The sequence below is a fragment of the Mesorhizobium sp. WSM3879 genome (genome assembly GCF_002294915.1).
In the GTDB taxonomy this organism is placed as follows: domain Bacteria; phylum Pseudomonadota; class Alphaproteobacteria; order Rhizobiales; family Rhizobiaceae; genus Mesorhizobium.
Genome location: NZ_NSFZ01000002.1, coordinates 328,299 through 346,444, shown reverse-complemented (window position 1 = coordinate 346,444; position 18,146 = coordinate 328,299). Strand labels below are relative to the sequence as shown.

14 protein-coding genes are annotated in these 18,146 nt (G+C 64.1%); 13 read left to right on the top strand and 1 reads right to left on the bottom strand.

The window, feature by feature from the left end:
• Positions 1 to 265: 265 nt before the first annotated feature.
• The 4 genes from CK218_RS05040 (at position 266) to CK218_RS05025 (ending at position 4,141) form a co-directional block, all read left to right on the top strand.
• Complete coding sequence (locus tag CK218_RS05040) at positions 266 to 1,198, top strand: substrate-binding domain-containing protein (RefSeq protein WP_066988900.1); 933 nt, start codon at positions 266 to 268, stop codon at positions 1,196 to 1,198.
• Between the two features lie 104 nt (positions 1,199 to 1,302).
• Positions 1,303 to 2,289, top strand: coding sequence for an ABC transporter permease (locus CK218_RS05035; RefSeq protein WP_066988902.1), 987 nt, complete (start codon positions 1,303 to 1,305; stop codon positions 2,287 to 2,289).
• Positions 2,290 to 2,294: 5 nt separating this feature from the next.
• Positions 2,295 to 3,110, top strand: coding sequence for an ATP-binding cassette domain-containing protein (locus tag CK218_RS05030; RefSeq protein WP_095827220.1), 816 nt, complete (start codon positions 2,295 to 2,297; stop codon positions 3,108 to 3,110).
• A gap of 8 nt (positions 3,111 to 3,118) precedes the next feature.
• On the top strand, positions 3,119 to 4,141 hold the full coding sequence (locus tag CK218_RS05025) for a LacI family DNA-binding transcriptional regulator (protein WP_095827056.1): 1,023 nt from the start codon (positions 3,119 to 3,121) through the stop codon (positions 4,139 to 4,141).
• Positions 4,142 to 4,530: 389 nt separating this feature from the next.
• Here the strand turns inward: CK218_RS05025 and CK218_RS05015 are convergent, their stop codons facing one another.
• On the bottom strand, positions 4,531 to 5,112 hold the full coding sequence (locus tag CK218_RS05015) for a TetR/AcrR family transcriptional regulator (RefSeq protein WP_095827055.1): 582 nt from the start codon (positions 5,110 to 5,112) through the stop codon (positions 4,531 to 4,533).
• Between the two features lie 253 nt (positions 5,113 to 5,365).
• Here CK218_RS05015 and CK218_RS05010 point away from each other — a divergent pair, with 253 nt between their 5' ends.
• From CK218_RS05010 to CK218_RS04970, 9 genes are all read left to right on the top strand, one after another.
• The gene (locus CK218_RS05010) at positions 5,366 to 5,602 is read left to right on the top strand and encodes a hypothetical protein (protein ID WP_095827054.1); all 237 of its coding nucleotides are present in this window, start codon (positions 5,366 to 5,368) and stop codon (positions 5,600 to 5,602) included.
• Complete coding sequence (locus CK218_RS05005) at positions 5,596 to 8,790, top strand: multidrug efflux RND transporter permease subunit (protein WP_095827053.1); 3,195 nt, start codon at positions 5,596 to 5,598, stop codon at positions 8,788 to 8,790. Before CK218_RS05010 ends, CK218_RS05005 begins: the two co-directional genes overlap by 7 nt.
• A 14-nt stretch (positions 8,791 to 8,804) precedes the next feature.
• Positions 8,805 to 9,959: an efflux RND transporter periplasmic adaptor subunit gene (locus CK218_RS05000; RefSeq protein WP_095827219.1), complete on the top strand. Its 1,155-nt coding sequence runs from the start codon at positions 8,805 to 8,807 to the stop codon at positions 9,957 to 9,959.
• A 160-nt stretch (positions 9,960 to 10,119) separates the two neighbouring features.
• On the top strand, positions 10,120 to 10,812 hold the full coding sequence (locus CK218_RS04995) for a GntR family transcriptional regulator (protein WP_095827052.1): 693 nt from the start codon (positions 10,120 to 10,122) through the stop codon (positions 10,810 to 10,812).
• A gap of 27 nt (positions 10,813 to 10,839) precedes the next feature.
• Positions 10,840 to 11,943 carry a mandelate racemase/muconate lactonizing enzyme family protein gene (locus CK218_RS04990; RefSeq protein ID WP_095827051.1) on the top strand — a complete coding sequence of 368 codons (1,104 nt, stop codon included), beginning with the start codon at positions 10,840 to 10,842 and terminating at the stop codon, positions 11,941 to 11,943.
• A 326-nt stretch (positions 11,944 to 12,269) separates the two neighbouring features.
• The gene (locus CK218_RS04985) at positions 12,270 to 13,934 is read left to right on the top strand and encodes an ABC transporter substrate-binding protein (protein ID WP_066988912.1); all 1,665 of its coding nucleotides are present in this window, start codon (positions 12,270 to 12,272) and stop codon (positions 13,932 to 13,934) included.
• 70 nt (positions 13,935 to 14,004) lie between these two features.
• Complete coding sequence (locus tag CK218_RS04980) at positions 14,005 to 14,958, top strand: ABC transporter permease (RefSeq protein WP_082980280.1); 954 nt, start codon at positions 14,005 to 14,007, stop codon at positions 14,956 to 14,958.
• On the top strand, positions 14,955 to 15,839 hold the full coding sequence (locus CK218_RS04975) for an ABC transporter permease (protein WP_095781973.1): 885 nt from the start codon (positions 14,955 to 14,957) through the stop codon (positions 15,837 to 15,839). Before CK218_RS04980 ends, CK218_RS04975 begins: the two co-directional genes overlap by 4 nt.
• A complete protein-coding gene (locus CK218_RS04970) occupies positions 15,832 to 17,853 on the top strand; it encodes an ABC transporter ATP-binding protein (protein WP_245434895.1) in 2,022 nt (673 codons plus the stop codon). The genes CK218_RS04975 and CK218_RS04970 overlap by 8 nt, the downstream gene beginning before the upstream one ends.
• Positions 17,854 to 18,146 lie beyond the last annotated feature (293 nt).

Here is an 18,146-nt window from a genome sequence, read left to right as displayed (position 1 = left end):
ATCACAACGGCATACGCTTGCTCATCACTGGAGGCTGATGAGCGCAGCGGCGTTTGCCGGGAAAATATCACGGTAACTGATGCAATCTGATGGGATTGCTGATGGCGTGCGGAGCTGTGCCAACATCCATTGACGATCGAGGCTTGCCAGCGGCCGAAAAAGGGAATGCTCTAGAGGCGTCCGGTCGGCGCGGGCAGGAAGATGCGACCCTTGAGGACCGCATCGCGCCTGATGTGGAGGTGGTTTTCAACATGGGAGGAAATCGATGCTTTCGAGGCTGAGACTGTTCGTGCTTGGCTTGATCGCGGCAATCGCCATTCCGGCGATGGCCGAGGCCAAGACCTTCTACTGGATTTCGCATGGCGGCCCGGCCGATCCGGTCTGGACCTACTTCCTGGCCGGTGCCAAGCAATGGGCGACCGACACCGGCAACAAGGTGAACACCTCGTTCCACAATGGCGACGTTGCCTCGCAGCAGGAGGCTGTTCGCGCCGCCATCTCGGCCAAGGCCGACGGCATCGTCACCACCAGCCCCGATCCGGGCAGCCTCGTCGAGATCGTCAAGGAGGCCCGTGCAGCCAACATTCCGATCATCAACTTCAACACGCCCGACCCGAAGGCCAACTTCAACGCCTATGTCGGCGGCGACAACGTCACCTTCGGCAAGCACTGGGCGCAGTATCTGGTCGACAAGGGCCTGGTGAAGAAGGGCGACTTCGTATGGATGCCGGTCGAGGTGCCCGGCGCCACCTATGGCGTGCAGGAAGAGGAAGGCATCAAGAGCGTGTTCGAGCCGCTTGGCATCACCTATGAGGTGACCGAGGCGACGCTCGACCAGGCCGAAGTGATCAACCGCATGGTGGACTATCTCACCGCCCACAAGGGCAAGGTGAAGGCGATCATCGGCCTCGGCGACCTCGTCACAGGCTCGGTCAAACGCGTCTTCGACCAGGTCGGCGTCAAGCCGGGCGAGATCCCAGTTGTCGGCTGGGGCAACTCGCTCGACACCACCCAGGAAGTGCTGAACGGCTATGTCAACGCCGCGCAGTGGCAGGACCCGCAGGCGACCAGCTACATCGCGCTTTCGATGGCGGCGATGGCGTCTGCCGGCATTCCTCCGGGCTTCAACGTCATCACCGGCGCGCTCTATGAAAAGGATACCGCCGGCGTTTATGACAAGATCCTGTCCGGCAAGTAAGACCTGACATTAACGGTCGCGGCTTTCGGGCCGCGATCGCTTCTTGGACCATCGAGTCCTGACTGATCGCAGCGGGCTCGCCAATCATTCACATCGCGGGCCCAATGGAAAACCGTTCCTTCATCCAAAGTTTCATCGCGCGGCCGGAATTCGGGCCGCTGGTGCTGCTGATCGTCGAACTCGTCATCTTCTGGGGCATCAATCCGGATTTCCTGTCGCCGCAGAACATCTCGAACATCCTCGCCTTCACCGTCGAGCTTGGGCTGATCGCGTTGGCGATGACCTTGCTGATGACGTCGGGCGAATTCGACCTCTCGGTCGGCTCGCTGTTCGGCTTCTCGCCGGTGCTGATGTGGACGCTGTTCAATGGCGGAGTCACCTCGCTGGAGATGGGCTTAGCCATCGCGCTGGTGGTCGCGGCCTTGATCGGGCTTGTCAATGGCTGGTTCGTCACGCAGCTCAAGATCCCGTCCTTCCTGGTCACGCTCGGCATGCTGCTCGTCGTGCGCGGCACCGCGCTTTTCGTCACCGACGGCTTTCCGCAGCGCACCTGGAGCGCCGAAGGCAGCTGGCTTGCGGACATCCTGGTCGGCGACTTCTACGTCGGCCCGTTCCGCATCTATGCCTCGCTGTTCTGGTTCATCGGCGCCGCGATCGCGCTCGGTTATGTGCTGACGCAAAGCCGCACCGGCAACTGGATCCAGGCGGCCGGCGGCAATCCCAACGCGGCGCGCGCCCGCGGCGTCAATGTCAGCCGGGTCAAGATCGGCCTGTTCATCCTGTCGGCGGTGATGGCCTCGCTCGCCGGCGTGATCTCGTCGCTGCGCACCTCGGCCGCCAATCCGAACAGCGGCACCGGCTACGAGCTCGAGGTCATCGCCATGGTGGTCATCGGCGGCACGGCGCTGACCGGCGGCCGCGGCACCATTATCGGCACGGTGCTCGGCATCCTGATCCTGCGCGTCATGCGCAACGGCATCGTTCTGATCGGCGTTCCGGGACTTGCCTACAACATCTTCATTGGCGCGATCATCCTCGGGATGATGGCGCTGCACTCATGGCTCGAACGCCGGCACCAGGCAGGGACTTGAAGACGATGGCCGAGCCTCTGATCCGCATGACGAACATCCGCAAGTCCTACGGGCGCGTACAGGCGCTGGTGGACGCCAACTTCCACGTCAACGAAAAGGAGATCGTCGGCCTGCTCGGCGACAACGGCGCCGGCAAGTCGACACTGATCAAGGTGCTGTCGGGCGCGGTGCCGCTCACCAGCGGCGACATTTTCGTGCGCGGCAAGAAGGTGAATTTCCGCAGCACCAGCGACGCGATCGCTGAAGGTATCGAGACGATCTATCAGGACTCCGCGCTTGTCACGCAGCTGTCGATCGCCCGCAACCTGTTCCTGGGGCGCGAGCCGATCAAACCGCCGCGTTTCCTCAACCGCATGGACCAGGAGGCGATGAACACGGTGGCGCGCGACCTGCTCAAGCAGGTCGGCATCTCCAAAAACATCCCGCCGACGACGCCGATCGGCTCGCTATCAGGCGGCGAGCGGCAAGCAGTGGCGATCGCGCGCGCCATGCATTTCGACAGCGACCTCATCATCCTCGACGAGCCGACCAACAATCTCGGCGTTGCCGAGACGCAAGGGGTGTTGAGCTTCGTGCGCGGCGCCCGCGATTCCGGCCACTCCTGCATCTTCATAGCCCACAACATCCACCATGTGTTCCAGGTCGTCGACCGCATCGTGGTGATGCGCCGCGGCAAGGTGGTGGCCGATGATATCGATCCGAAGAAGACCACCGTGGCGGACGTCGAACGCGTCATCACCGGCATGTCGGACAAGGAGATCCGCGATGCGATTTCCGACGGCCCGCAGCCGGCTGACAGGGGCTCGCATCCCACCCTATGACCGGACCCATGAAAGCGACCGTAGCCGACATCGCCAGAAGCTGCGGCTTGTCGACCGCGACGGTAGACCGAGTGCTCAACAACAGGCCAGGCGCAAGCGCGGCCAACCGGCAGCGCGTCTTGGAGGCGGCAAAGCAGCTCGGCTATCTGCCGACGCTCGATCAAGTCGTGCTGCCGTCGAAGCCGGCGCATCTCGAATTCTTCCTGCCGATCGGCAGCAACGCCTTCATGGCCGACCTTGCCCATCATATCGAGGACTATGCAGGGCGCCTGCCGCTGGTCGCCTCCTGCCGCATCCACAATCTCGCCGGCATCTCGCCGGGCGCGCTGCAGGGCGCGATCGAGAACCTCTCGCTCAAGGCCAATGGCGTCGGCGTCATCGCCGTCGACCATCCGCGCACGCGCAACATTTTGCGCGAGTTGGTCGAGGCCGGCATCCGGCTGGTCACGCTGGTTTCCGATGTGCCCGCGGCCCCTCGCTCGGCGTATGTCGGCATCGACAACCGGGTTGCCGGACGCACGGCGGCGCTGCTGATGGGCCGCTTCCTTGGCGGCCGGATCGGGCACCTCGCGATGGTCGTTGGCTCGCGCTCCTATCGCGGCCACGAGGAGCGCGAGATGGGTTTCCGCTCGGTGCTCGCAGAAGAGTTCCCCAATCTCACCGTCTCCAGCGCCGTCGAGATCAACGACGAGCCCGACGCCAGCTACAGTGCGACCATGAAGGCCTTGCACAACGAACCGGAACTGCTCGGCATCTACTGCGTCGGCGCCGGACGCTCCGGGGTGGCCAAGGCGTTGCTCGAAGCCAGGCCGCGCAGAAAGCCCGTCTTCATCTGCCATGACCTGACCAGGGAAACACGCCGCTATCTGGTCGACGATCTCGCCGACGTGGTCATCGACCAGAACGCGCGGCTGATTGCCGAGCAAGCAGTGATCCGCCTGCTCGGCTCGATCGCCTCGTCGGCGCCGTACCTGACCAAAAAATTCATCGAGCCCCGGCTGATCATGAAGGAAAACGTGCCGGTGCAGTAATCGCGAATGGCATCATGCCGTCGCCTCACCGATTTGTCAGACGATTGATCCGGCAAATCTGCACACCAGCTATGCACGTTTCGCAGTTGCCGAATGGTTGGGCAAATCGTAATTATTGCGGCGTCGGATGTCTTCCTCCTCCCAGACACCGGCGCTGAATGCGGTGCTCCTCCTCCCGTGCCGTATTCGAAATCGAAGCCCGCTGCCTCCTCCTCCCGGCAGCGGGCTTTTTCTTTGCCTGCACTTAGGCGGAAGCGCCCCTCACCCGGATATTGCCGAGTCGAATTGCCTTGCAATTCGAGCAACCCGAACTCTCCTGGGGAGAGAGGAGACGGGTCAGCGCCGGCGCTGGCCTGGCCGCAAAGCGGCCGCATCAGGGGAAGCCGCCTTCAGCGTGCCCGGAACGAGACGATCAGGCTTTCGGCCATGCGCACGAACTGCGCGCTCGGGCCCTCGGCGCCAACGCTCTGCATCGAGACGCGCGCGCCTTCGAGCAACAGCGACAGCGTATCGGCGAGCAGCTCGGCCTGGCCGATGCCGGCATCGCGGCAGAGCGCAACCAGCTTCTCGCGCTGGGCTTCCTTTAGTTCCTTGATGACGCGCCGTGCCGGGTGATCGGTCTCGGTGAGCTCGACGGCGGCATTGGCCATGTCGCAGCCGCGACTGTCGGCGCTGAGCAGCTCCGAAGCCTTGCGGACCCAGGCATGCAACTGCGCGAGCTTGTCGCCGGGATGCTCGGCCTCGAACTCGTCCCATATCCTTGAAGCCTTCGCCGCCGTGGCGCGCAGGCATTCGATGATCAGATCGTCCTTGGATTCGAAATGACGATAGAGCGTCATCTTGTTGGTGCCGGCAGCCTCCGTGATGGCGTCGACGCCGACGCCCTTGATTCCGTGCTTGTGGAACATGTCCTGCGCCGTTTCCAGGATCCGATCCCGCGGGCGGGAACGCTCCGCAACGCCGTCAGTCATCGTGCTCTCCTTTCGTCGTTTCCAAAAAAACCGAGGTCACCTCTTGACTAGGGTGTTACCGGTCTGTAACTTTCAAATGTTACTTACTGGTAACACCTATATTACTCCCCGTCAAACGACAAGGCCCACCGATAGAGCCCTGCCAGAGTGAGATAGGACAGAAAACCTGCCTGTCATGCGGCTTCGGCCGGTGAAAACGAGAAAAAAGCGGTCCGTGATCATCCGATGCGGGCCGCAGCAAGGAGCCGCTCCTATGCAAAAGCGCAAAGACCTGACGATCGACGAAGCCATCCGGGATCCGATGATCCGGCTGGTGATGAAGGCTGATGGGGTCGATCCCAACGCCTTCGAACGGATGCTGCGCTCGCGCGCCGCGGAACAGGCGCCGGCCGATGTCCTGCCATCCTTCCTGGAGGATTCCGGTTCCGTCCGGGCCCGGCGCATGCGCCATTTCGCAAAACCGTTCGGCGAGGCATCCGCGTCATGGTGAACTTCTTCATTCACCGCCCGATCTTCGCGTCGGCGATCGCTATCATCATGGTGCTCGCCGGTGCGATCGCCTATTTCCTGCTGCCGGTCTCGCAGTTCCCCGACATCACGCCCCCGCAGGTCGTGGTCAGCGCCCATTATCCAGGCGCCAGCGCGCAGGTGGTGGCCGATACGGTCACCACGCCGCTGGAGCAGCAGATCAACGGCGTGCAAGGCATGACCTATATGTCATCGACGAGCTCGAATGACGGCTCCTCGACCATCACCATCACATTCGACGTCGGCTATCCGCTGAGCACGGCGGCCGTCGACGTCCAGAACCGCGTCTCGCAGGCCGCATCCTCCCTGCCGGCCATCGTCAACCAGGGCGGCGTCACGATCAAGAAGCAGAACCCGAACTTCGTTCTGATCGTCGACCTCACCTCGCCCGACGGCTCGGTCGATCCGGTGGCGCTGAGCAACCTCGCCTATCTCCAGGTCGTCGATCCGCTGAAGCGACTGCCCGGCGTCGGCGACGTGCAGATTTTCGGCGAACGGCGCTATTCGATGCGCGTCTGGCTCGATCCGGACAAACTGGCCAATCTCGGCATCACCGCCGTCGATGTGCAGAACGCCATTTCCGAGCAGAACGTGCAGGTGGCGGCGGGCAAGATCGGCCAATCGCCGGCGCCGGCCGGCACCGCCTTCGAGATGCAGGTCAATGCGGTCGGCCGTTTGAGCGACCCGAAGGAATTCGGCGACATCGTCGTGCGCGCCAACTCGCAGAACGGCTCGCTCGTGCGTCTGCGCGACGTCGCCCGCATCGAGCTCGGCGCGCTGCAATATTCGTCATCGGCCTTCTTCGGCAAGGACCCGACCGTGGTGCTCGCCGTCTACCAGATGCCCGGCTCCAACGCGCTCGACCTGCAGCAGCGGGTCAAGGACAAGATGCAGGAATTGTCGGCGCGCTTCCCGAAGGGCGTCCACTACGCCATGCACTACGATACGACGCGCTTCGTCTCGGCCTCGATGCATGACGTGCTGATCACGCTCGGCGAAGCGCTGGTGCTGGTGGTGGCTGTCGTCTTCATCTTCCTGCAGAGCTGGCGCACCACCATCATCCCGACCATCGCCATCCCGGTGTCGTTGATCGCGACGCTGGCGGTGATGTACATGCTGGGCTTCTCGCTCAATATGCTCTCGCTGCTCGGCATGGTGCTGGCGATCGGCCTCGTCGTCGACGACGCCATCGTCGTGGTCGAGAACGTCGAGCGGCAGCTGGAAGCCGGCCTCAAGCCGCTGGCCGCGACGCGCGCGGCGATGGCCGAAGTGACTGGCCCAATCATCGCCACCACCGCGGTGCTGATGGCGGTGTTCATCCCGGTCGCCTTCATTCCCGGCGTTTCGGGACGGCTCTACAACCAGTTCGCGCTTACCGTCGCGATCTCGGTCGGCATCTCCGCCTTCAACTCGCTGACGCTGAGCCCGGCGCTGAGCGCCGCGTTCCTGCGCCATCGCGGCGGAACGCAGTTCGTGCTGTTCCGCTGGTTCAATGCCGGCTTCGACTGGCTGTCGCACGCCTATGCGCATGGCGTGCGCATTCTGATCCGGCTGCGTTGGGCCATGCTCGGCCTGTTCGCGGCGGGCCTGGTCGCAACCTATTTCGTCTGGCAGAAGCTGCCCTCGACCTTCCTTCCGGTGGAGGACCAGGGTTATTTCTTCGTCGTCATCCAGCTGCCGGACGGCGCTTCGCTGGAGCGCACCGACGCGGTGGCGCAGAAGGCGCGCGACATCCTGCAGAACACGCCCGGCGTCGACATCGTCGGCTCGATCAGCGGCCTGAACTTCCTCACCAGCGCCGCGCAATCGAACTCGGCGGTGGAGTTCGCCATCCTGAAGCCGTGGGACGAACGCGGGCCCGACCAGAACGCATCGAAGCTGGTCGCCGAGGTGCGCAACAAGTTGCTGCAGATACCGGAGGCGTTTGCGCTCTCATTCGATCCACCCTCGATCCCGGGCCTCGGCACGACCGGCGGCTTCGAATTCCAGGTGGAAGACCTTTCGGGCCGCGGCAGCGCCGCGCTCAACGAGGTCACGCAGGCGTTGATCGCGGAAGCACGCAAGCAGCCGGAGCTCAATCCGCAGCAGCTGTTCTCGTCCTTCTCGACCTCGACGCCGCAGTTCAACTACGACCTCGACCGCAGCAAGGCGAAGCTGCTCGGCCTCAACCTGCCCGACGTGTTCAACACGCTGCAGATCTATCTCGGCTCGCTCTACGTCAACGACTTCAACCTTTTCGGCCGCACCTTCCGGGTGACGATCCAGGCCGACAAGGACGCGCGCGGAAACGCGAACGACATCTCGCGCCTCTACGTGCGCAATGCGTCCGGCGGGATGGTGCCGCTGAGCACACTGGGCAAGCTGGTGCCGATCGTCGGTCCCGAGACGGTGCCGCATTACAACAACAATGCATCCGCCCTCATCAACGGCGGCGCGGCGCCGGGCTTCTCGTCCGGACAAGCAGTCGCAGCCATGGAGCGGGCGGCCGCAAACGTGCTGCCGCGGGATTTCGGCTATGAATGGACCGGCATCACCTATCAGGAGCTCCAGGCCGGATCGATCGCCTCGATCGTGTTCGGCCTGGCTATCGTGTTCGTCTTCCTGATCCTGGCGGCGCAGTATGAAAGCTGGGCGATGCCCTTCATGGTGCTGCTTGCCGTGCCGCTCGCTTTGTTCGGCGCCTTCGTCGTTCTCTTGCTGCGCGGCATGCAGATCGACGTCTACTCGCAGATCGGGTTCGTCATGCTGATCGGCCTGGCGGCGAAGAACGCGATCCTGATCGTCGAGTTCGCCCGACGGCGCCGCCAGGAAGGCCTGACCATCGTCGAGGCGGCGATGGAAGCCGCGCGGCTGAGGCTGCGGCCGATCCTGATGACCGCCTTCGCCTTCATCCTCGGCGTGCTGCCGCTGATGTTCGCGACCGGCGCGGGCGCCGCCAGCCGGCAGTCGATCGGCACCACCGTCTTCGGCGGCATGATGGCGGCGACGATCTTGTCGCTGGTCTTCGTGCCGGTCTTCTATGCGGTGATCGAGAAGCTGCGCGAGCGCGGCGGTGAGAGCGAACCTGCCGCGGGGCCTCACCATGCCCCGCACCAACAAGAGATTGAACCGACCGCCGAGCCCGTCCGGCTCGCCCAGGCGGCCGAATAGGATTGGAGACCAACATGCGTAAATGGAAAATCGCTTTGGGAACGGCGGTCGCGTTGGGCGCAATCTCGGTGGCAAGCGTGCACCTGCTCGACATGGGCAATCTCAGCCTCAGCGCCAGCACTGCGGGCGCGGCGCCTGCGCCCAAGGCGTTCGTCATGCCGGTCCCGGTGGTCAACGTCGTCAAGAAGACGCTGCCGATCTATCTCGACTACGCCGCGCGCGTCGAGCCGATCCGCAACATCACCCTGCAGGCGCGCGTGCCGGGCTATCTGCAGGAGCAGACGGCGCAGGACGGCAGCGACGTCAGGCAGGGCGACCTGCTTTACCGGATCGCGCCCGAGGACTACCAGGCAGCGCTCGACCAGGCGAAGGCGCAGGTGCAGCGCGACGCGGCAGCGCTCGAATACGCGCGGTCCAATCTGGGCCGTGGCACCGACCTTGCCAAGGCCGGGTACCTCGCGAAGGACAGCTTCGACCAGCGCACCAGCAACTTGCGCACGGCCGAAGCCGCCCTCGCGGTCGACCAGGCGGCGGTGCGGACGGCCGAGCTCAATCTCGGCTATGCCGAGATCAAGGCACCGTTCTCCGGACGGATCGGCCGCAACCAAGCCTCGGTCGGCACCCTGGTGAGCGTCGCAGGCACGGTTCTCAACACGCTGGTGCACCTCGACCCGATCTACGTCACCTTCAATCCGAGCGAGACCGACCTCGTCCAGATCGAGCAGGCGAAGGCCAACGGTCCGATTGCGGTCGACGTGCTGTTGCCCGGTGAGACCGAGCCCAGCCAGAAGGGCCAGCTCACCTTCATCGACAACACGATCGATCATTCGACCGGCACGATCACCGCGCGGGCGACGATCGGCAACGCCAAGTTCGCGCTGCTGCCCGGGCAGTATGTGCGCGTGCGGCTGCATGTGAAGGAGCAGCCCAATACGCTGATGGTGCCGCAGGTGGCGCTGGGTTCCAGCCAGCTCGGCAAATATCTGTACGTCCTCGGCAAAGACAACACCGTAGACCAGAAGCTGGTGTCGCTCGGCCCGACCGACGGCGATCTGATTTCCGTCACCTCAGGCATCTCCGAGAGCGACCAGGTGATCACCGGCAATTTGCAGAAGATCGGACCCGGAATGCCGGTTTCTCCCTTGCCGGAAACGAAACCGGCCAGCTGATAATCCCCCATCAGTCCCGGTCCGACGGCGCCCTCGACACCCACATCGAGGGCGCCGTTTTGTTTGCGCGCCTGCCATCCGCGAAAAAACGATAGCCACCCTCTTGTTGGATTGTCGACAATCTGCTTGTCTTGCAGTCGGTTCATCCGGAGTGGCCCACATGTCAAAGCTGGATTTCAGTCCGATCGCGGATACGACGCGCAGGGCCGAGATCGTCGCGCTGCTCAGGCGCGCCATTCTGACCGGCCAGCTGGAGCCTGGGCAGAAGCTCAACGAACTCAGAATTTCCGAGCAGATGCGGGTAAGCCGCGCGCCGCTGCGCGAGGCAATGCGCGAGCTGGTGCAGGAAGGCATCCTGACCAGCATTCCCTATGCCGGAACCTTCGTCGTCGACGTCACCGCCAAGGACATCGTCGACGCCTATTCCCTCAACAAGGTGCTCGACGACTTCGCCATCGAGCTCGCCTGGCCGCAGCGCGACCAGCGCTTCTTCGACGAGCTCGACCGCCGCCACGAAGCGGTGAAGCAGGCGACCCGGGCGCTCGACACCACGCGCCAGATCGAGACGGCGCTGCAGCTGCACGGGCTGGTCTATGAGTGGGCCGACAATTCGGTGCTGCTCGAAACCTGGCAGCGGCTGACCAGCCGGCTGCAAATGTATTTCGCCCTGCACCAGCGTGCGCGGAACGAGCCGGTACCGGCCGAGGACCTGCACGAAACCTATGTGGCGCTGCTCAAGGGCACGGACATGCGCGCCGCCCAGCGCCATGCCCGCGAGCATATCGACAACGATTTCGAAGCGCTTCTTGCCTATGCGCGCAGCCTCGAAAAGCGCGCATCGAAGGGCGCCTGACAAACCCGCGGACAAACGGACACAAACGTGAAGATCAAGAGCATAAAAGCCTACCATGTCGTGCAGCCCTTCGTGGACGGGCCCTACCGCATGTCCAAGGGCCGGGTCGCCGACTGTTTCGATGCGGTGATCGTCGCCATCACTTCCGACACAGGCGTGACCGGCTGGGGCGAGATGGCGCCGCTCGGCAATTTCTATTCTGCCGCGTTTCCGGCGGGAACGCGCGCGGGCGTGCCGGAGATCGCGCCGCATCTCATCGGCCATGACCCGCGCGGGCTGGCCGGCATCGGCAGGTTGATGGACACGGTGTTTAAGGGCCATCCCTACGTCAAAGCCGCGCTTGACATGGCTTGCTGGGATCTCGCCGCCCGTGCGGCCGACGTGCCGTTGGTAGCGATGCTCGGCGGCCGCGAGAGCGAGACGGCGGAACTTTACCGGGTCGTGACCCACGGCACGGTCGACCAGATGGCGGCACTTGCCAAGCGCATCGTTGCCGAAGGCTACCATCGGCTGCAGGTCAAGGTCGGCGGCAATGTCCGTGACGACATCGAGCGCGTGAGCGCCGTCGCATCAGCCGTGCCGAAGGGCACGGTGATCTTCTGCGACGCCAATGCCGGCTGGACGCCCTACCAGGCGCGCCAGTTCGCCGATGCCACGCGCGGCATCGACTACACATTCGAACAGCCCTGCTCGACGATCGAGGAGAACATGTCGGTGCGCCGCATGCTCGACAAGCCGATGGTGCTCGACGAATCCGTCACCTCGCTGGGCGAGATGCTGGAAATCCATCGCCGTGGCGCGGCCGATGGGCTGACGCTGAAGATCTCGCGCCTCGGCGGCGTGACGCAGACGCGGCTGATCCGCGACGTCGCCGTCGATCTCGGTTTCATGATCACCGTCGAAGACACCGGCGGCGCGGAGATCGACACCGCCGCGATGGCGCATCTGTCGCTGTCGACGCCGGAAGAGCGTCGTCTGCATGCCATCGCCTTCCACGAATGGGTGACGGTGCGCACCGCCTCCAACAAGCCGCCGGTCGCGGGCAGCCGCATGGGCATTCCCGACGGCCCCGGGCTCGGCATCGACGTGGTGCCGGACCTGCTCGGCAAGCCCTTCTTCGAGATCGGCTGAGATGAAGATCGGGAGCAGCGCGGCAACGCCGATCGGGCTAGCAGGCTTTTCGCTGACCTGAACTGGGAGATCGCCAAAAGGAAAGGAGACCGGCAAACACCGAATCGAGGCGGCCACGATTTCGATCGGGGCTGCAAGCCCGAGCTAGGCATGCATCAAGAAAATCTGACCTTTCCGCTTCAAGGAGCGGATGGACCAGACCAAACTGCATGTTACAGTTCGTTCGACCGAATTCTTGACGATGGCCGGGACCGGAGAACTCCACGGAACGTCGTCAACCGGAATGCACTCGCCAACCACAAGAACTGGGGAAAGGGTTTAGACCCATGAGCAAGAACTACCGCGTTCTCGATCTCATCCGGCGCAACCGCACGCCGCTTGAAAATCACCTCATCGACGGGCTCATCGACGGCCGCGTCAGCCGCCGCGATTTCGTGCGCCACGGCAGCCTACTCGGCTTGTCGCTGCCGCTTCTCGGCCGCATCGGCATGGCCGCCGGCTTCGGCGCCGCGCCCTCGCTTGCCCGCGCCCAGGGCGCGCCTGGCGCCACCATCCGCGTCGGCAGCAGCGTGCCGGCCGCCGCGATCGACCCGGTCACCATCGCCGACGCCGGCGGCCTGCTCGTCATGCAGCAGGTAGCCGAATTCCTCTGCGTCGACGGCCCCGACCTGGTGCTCAAGCCGGCACTGGCCGAAAGCTGGAAGCCGAATGCCGATGGCTCGGTGTGGACCTTCACGCTGCGCAAGGGCGTCAAGTTCCACTCAGGCGGCGAGATGAAGGCCGAGGACGTTGTGGCCAGCATCGACCGGCTTGCCGATCCCGCCAACTCCTCCAACGCGCTGTCGGTGTTCAGCGGCATCCTCTCGAAGGGAGCCAGCAAGAAGGTCGACGACTACACGGTGGAATTCCACCTCGACGCGCCGAACGGCAACTTTCCCTATATGCTGTCGTCCGACAACTACAACGCCGTCATCATCCCGGCGAGCTACAAGGGCGATTACGAAAAGAGCTTCGACGGCACCGGGCCGTTCAAGCTGGAGAAGTACACGCCCAAAGTCGGCGCCTCCTTCGTTCGCAATGAGAACTACTGGGGCGAAAAGGCCCTGCCGGAGCGCACCGAATTCACCTTCTTCACCGACATCCAGCCGCAGATCCTGGCGCTACAGGGCGGCCAGATCGACATCATCAATCAGATGCCGGTGCTGGCGGGCGTCGCCGTCCTCAACGATCCGAACGTGAACGTCATCAGCCTGAAATCGTCGGCGCATCAGCAACTGCATCTGCGCTGCGACGACGGTCCGATGAAGGACCCGCGGGTACGCCGCGCCATCGCGCTCAGCATCGATCGCAAGAAGTTGGTCGCCGGCTTGATGAAAGGCCGCGCCCAGGAAGGCAATGACAGCCCGTTCGCCGGGGTTTATCCGTCGACGGACACCAGCGTGCCGCAGCGCGAGCAGGACATCGCGCAGGCCAAGCAGCTGATGGAAGCGGCCGGCGCCGGCAAGGGGTTCAAAATAACGCTGACCACCGAGCGCTATCTGGAAATCCCCGAATACGCGCAGCTGATCCAGAACTGGGTCAAGGAGATCGGTATCGAGCTCGAGCTCAACATCCTCGACCAGAGCGCCTATTACGGCGATGCGGTGTTCGGCAAATCGAACTGGCTGGATTCGGTGATGGGCATCACCGACTACGGCCACCGCGGCGTGCCGAACGTCTATCTCGCTGCGCCATTGAAGAGCGAAGGCACCTGGAATGCCGCGCATTTCAAGAACAAGGACTATGACCAGCTGGCGACCAGCTATATCGCGGCCCTCGACCTCGAGGCGCAGAAGGCTGCAGCCGGCAAGATCCAGAAGCTGCTGCTCGAGGAAACGCCGGTGATCTTCGGCTATTTCTACGACTACCTGACTGCGACGGCGAAAGGCGTGGCGGGCGTGCAGCCCACCGCCATGTCGCAGCTGTTCCTCGAAAAGGCTTCGAAAGCCTGACGCGAGGGAGCAAGCTTATCCCTAACAGCCGGCTCTCGACGGAGAGCCGGCTCCAATAGGAGTATTCGCCATCCTCGGCTTCCTCACCCGGCGCCTGGCTCTGTCGCTCGTGACGCTGTTCCTGCTCAGCGTCATGGTGTTCCTGGGCGGCCAGGTGCTGCCCGGCAATGTCGGGCGCGCGATATTGGGGCCGTTTGCCGACCAGCGCGCCGTCGACGCGCTCAATCACTCGCTCGGCGTCGACCGGCCGCTGCTCGTCCAGTACGGAAGCTGGATCTGGAACTTCCTTCATGGCGACATGGGCACGTCCTACATTTTCCGCGCGCCGGTGGCGCCCTTCGTCATCGACGCTTTGGGCAATTCGATGAAGCTGGCGCTCGTCGCCTTCGTGCTGGTGGTGCCGATCGGCATCCTCGGCGGTGTCATCGCCGCGCTCAACCTCAACCGGCCGCTCGACCGCATCATCAGCCTCGGCGGATTGTCGGTGACGGTGCTGCCCGAGTTCGTCACCGGCATCATACTGATCCTGATCTTCGGCGTCTGGCTGCGCTGGCTGCCGATCGCGGCAGCCTGGCCGAAGGGTGCCGGTGTCTTCACCCAGCTCTATTATCTCATCCTGCCGTCGCTGCCGCTGTTTCTGGTGCTGTTCGGCTATATCGCTCGCATGGCGCGGTCGGGGATGATCGAGGCGCTCGACTCAGACTATACGCGCACCGCGGTGCTTAAAGGTCTGCCGTGGCGCACGGTGATCTGGCGGCATGTGCTGCGCAACGCGCTATTGCCGACCATCACCGTCATCGCAACCCAGACCGGCTACCTCATCGGCGGCCTTGTCGTGATCGAGACGCTGTTCCGCTACCAGGGCATCGGCTCGCTGATCTTCACCGCCGCCCGCGGCAAGGATTTTCCGATGCTCGAGGCCGGCATCCTCACTATCGGCATCGTCTATGCGGTGGCCACATTGATCGCCGATTTCCTCTATTCGGTGCTCAATCCGCGCATCCGGCTGGGAGCGGAGCAATGAGCGCGACAGACACACCCGCGAACCTGCCAACGCCGGACGCCGCCACACAGCGCAGCCCCTGGGGCGAGGTGCTGCATTCGTTGTTGCGATCGGGGACCTTCCTGACCGGGCTCGGCATCGTCCTGTTCTGGATCGTCTGCGCGCTGTTCGGCGAGCATTTCGTCCCCTACGATCCGCTTGCCGACGACATCATCAACGCGCTGGCGCCACCGTCGGCCGAGCACTGGTTCGGCACCGACCAGATCGGCCGCGATGTCTTCTCGCGCGTCATCGTCGGCTCGCGCGATATCCTGACGGTGGCACCTTTGGCCACGATTCTCGCGACCATTGCCGGCACCGCACTCGGGCTCGTCATCGGCTATTTCCGCGGCATCGTCGACGATATCGTCAGCCGTATCCTCGAAGCCTTCATGGCAATCCCGGTGGTGATCATCGCACTGCTCGCCATCGTTGCGCTCGGCACTTCCAAGATCACCGTGATCGTCGTCATCGGCTTGAGCTTCGCACCGATCATCGCCCGCACGGTGCGCTCGGCGGTGCTGGCCGAACGCGAGCTCGATTATGTCGCGGCGGCAAAGCTTCGCCACGAAGGCGCGCTGCACACGATGTTCGTCGAGATCCTGCCCAACGTGATCCCGCCGATCCTGGTCGAGACGACAGTGCGTCTGGGCTATGCGATCTTCGCCGTCGCCACGCTCTCCTTCATGGGTTTCGGCATCCAGCCGCCCTCGCCCGACTGGGGACTCTCGATCTCCAGCAATTACGGCATGATCGGCGGCGGCTTCTGGTGGACGGTGCTGTTCGACGCGCTGGCGATCTCCTCGCTGGTGATCGGGGTCAACCTAGTGGCCGACGGCGTCCATGGAGCGTTCAATGACTGACAGGAACGCGCTCGACCTCAACGATCTCTCGGTCGCCTATCGCGTCGGGCGCCGCAACCGGGCGGTGCTGCGCAATGTCAGCTTCAAAATCGGCCGCGGCGAGGCCTATGGGCTGGTCGGCGAATCCGGCTGCGGAAAGTCCACCGCGGCGCTGGCCGTGGTGCGATACCTGCCGCGCAACGGCTCGATCACCGGCGGCTCGATCGCACTCGACGGCCAGGATGTGATGAAGCTCGATACCGAGGCGCTCAGACGCGCCCGTGCGGAAAGCGTCTCCATGGTCTATCAGGATCCCGGCAAGGCGCTGAATCCATCATTGCGCATCGGCCGCCAGCTCACCGAGATCTTCGAGCTTGCCGGCACGTCGGGACAGGCGGCGAGCGACAGGGCGATCGCGATGCTCAATCTTGTGCGCATCTCGGATCCGGCCAGCGTCATGCAGCGCTACCCGCACCAGCTTTCCGGCGGCATGCAGCAGCGCGTGGCGATCGCGATGGCCTTGGCCAACGACCCCTCGATGCTGATCCTCGACGAGCCGACGACGGGTCTCGATGCCACGGTCGAAGCCGAAGTGCTCGACCTCATCGCGCAACTGCGCCGCGAGCTTTCGGCCTCAATCCTGTTCATCAGCCACAACCTCGCCGTGGTCTCCAACATGTGCGACCGGGTCGGCGTGCTCTATGCCGGCATGCTGGTCGAGGAAGGCTCGACCAAGGACGTCTTCAACGATCCGCGCCATCCCTACACGGTCGCCTTGCTGCGCTGCCTGCCGCGCGGCGGCCAGCGCAAGGACCAGGGCCGGCTCGACACGATCCCCGGCTTCCTGCCCGGCATCGGCGCTACGATCGTCGGCTGCGCCTTCGCCGACCGCTGCGCGCTGGCGACGGAGCGCTGCCGCAGCGAGCCGCCGCCGCTCTATGAGCTTGGAGGCGGCCGGCTGTCGCGCTGCCACTATCACGACAAGGCGCAGTCGCTGCCGCGCGCGACACCCGCCGAAATTGCCGCCGTCGCGCCGAAGCAGGCGCCGCCCGTGCTGCAGGTCGAGGGACTGAACAAGACCTATGCCAGCCATGGCCGTGCATTGAGGGCGGTGAAGGACGTTTCAGTCAGCCTCCGGCCCGGCGAAACGCTCGGGTTGGTCGGGGAGTCCGGCAGCGGCAAGACCACCTTCGCCAGGCTGCTGCTCGGCCTCGTGCCGCCGGACGAGGGCGGCAGCATCGAACTGGAGGGCAAGCAGTTGGCGCCGCGGCTTGCCAGCCGCTCGGAGGAGCAGGTCAAGGCGGTGCAGATCGTCTTCCAGAATCCGGATTCGGCGCTCAACCGTTCGCATTCGATCCGGCATATCCTCAGCCGCGCTTTGAAGCGGCTGGGCGGGCTCACCGGCAAGTCGCTGGAAACGCGCCTCGAAGAGCTCGTCCGCTCGGTGCGGCTCACCGACCGGCATCTGGCCGTCAAGCCGCGGCAGCTTTCGGGCGGTCTGAAGCAGCGCGTGGCGATCGCCCGCGCCTTCGCCGGCGATCCGCGCATCGTCGTCTGCGATGAGCCTACCTCGGCGCTCGACGTGTCGGTGCAGGCGGCGATCCTCAACCTCTTGGCCGACCTGCAATCGAAGCAGGACGTCAGCTACATTTTCATCTCGCACGACCTCGGCGTGGTGCGCTATCTGTCCGACAAGATCGCGGTGCTCTATCTCGGCCGCATCATGGAGTTCGGACCGTCGGAAGCGGTGTTTTCCGGCCCGCATCACCCTTACACGGAAGCTCTGTTGTCGGCCGTTCCGAAACTCGACCGGACGGAAAGCTCGCGCATCCGCCTCGACGGCGAAATCCCGAGCGCGGCCAACCCGCCCACGGGTTGCGTCTTCCACACGAGATGTCCGCGCAAGATCGGCGCGATCTGCGAGACGCAGGAGCCGGAACTAAGCGAGGCCGAGCCCGGGCACACAATCCGCTGCCATATTCCTTTCGCGGAGTTGGCAAGGCTGCAGAAGCCGAGGGCCGTGGAGCCGGCATAGTCGCCGCCAGAAAGCGGCCGCGCCTGCTGGATTCGCTGCGCCGATGGCTGGCGCAGGGCGGCAAGCGCGCTGACACCATCGCGCTGCCCCGTTAGGGACGTCCACAACGTCCGGCCGGGCGGAACCTCGTTTCGAACGCCGCATAGGGCTCCCTCGCGCCTTCCCTCTATCCTGCCGGACATTCCCTCTCCCCGCATCGTCAGTCTCGTTTGAGCTCAATCCTAAGACACCGCCGAAATGTCGGTTGAAATATTTTTCAAACGGTCATAGGAATGTTCAAAGAGTGATTGCGG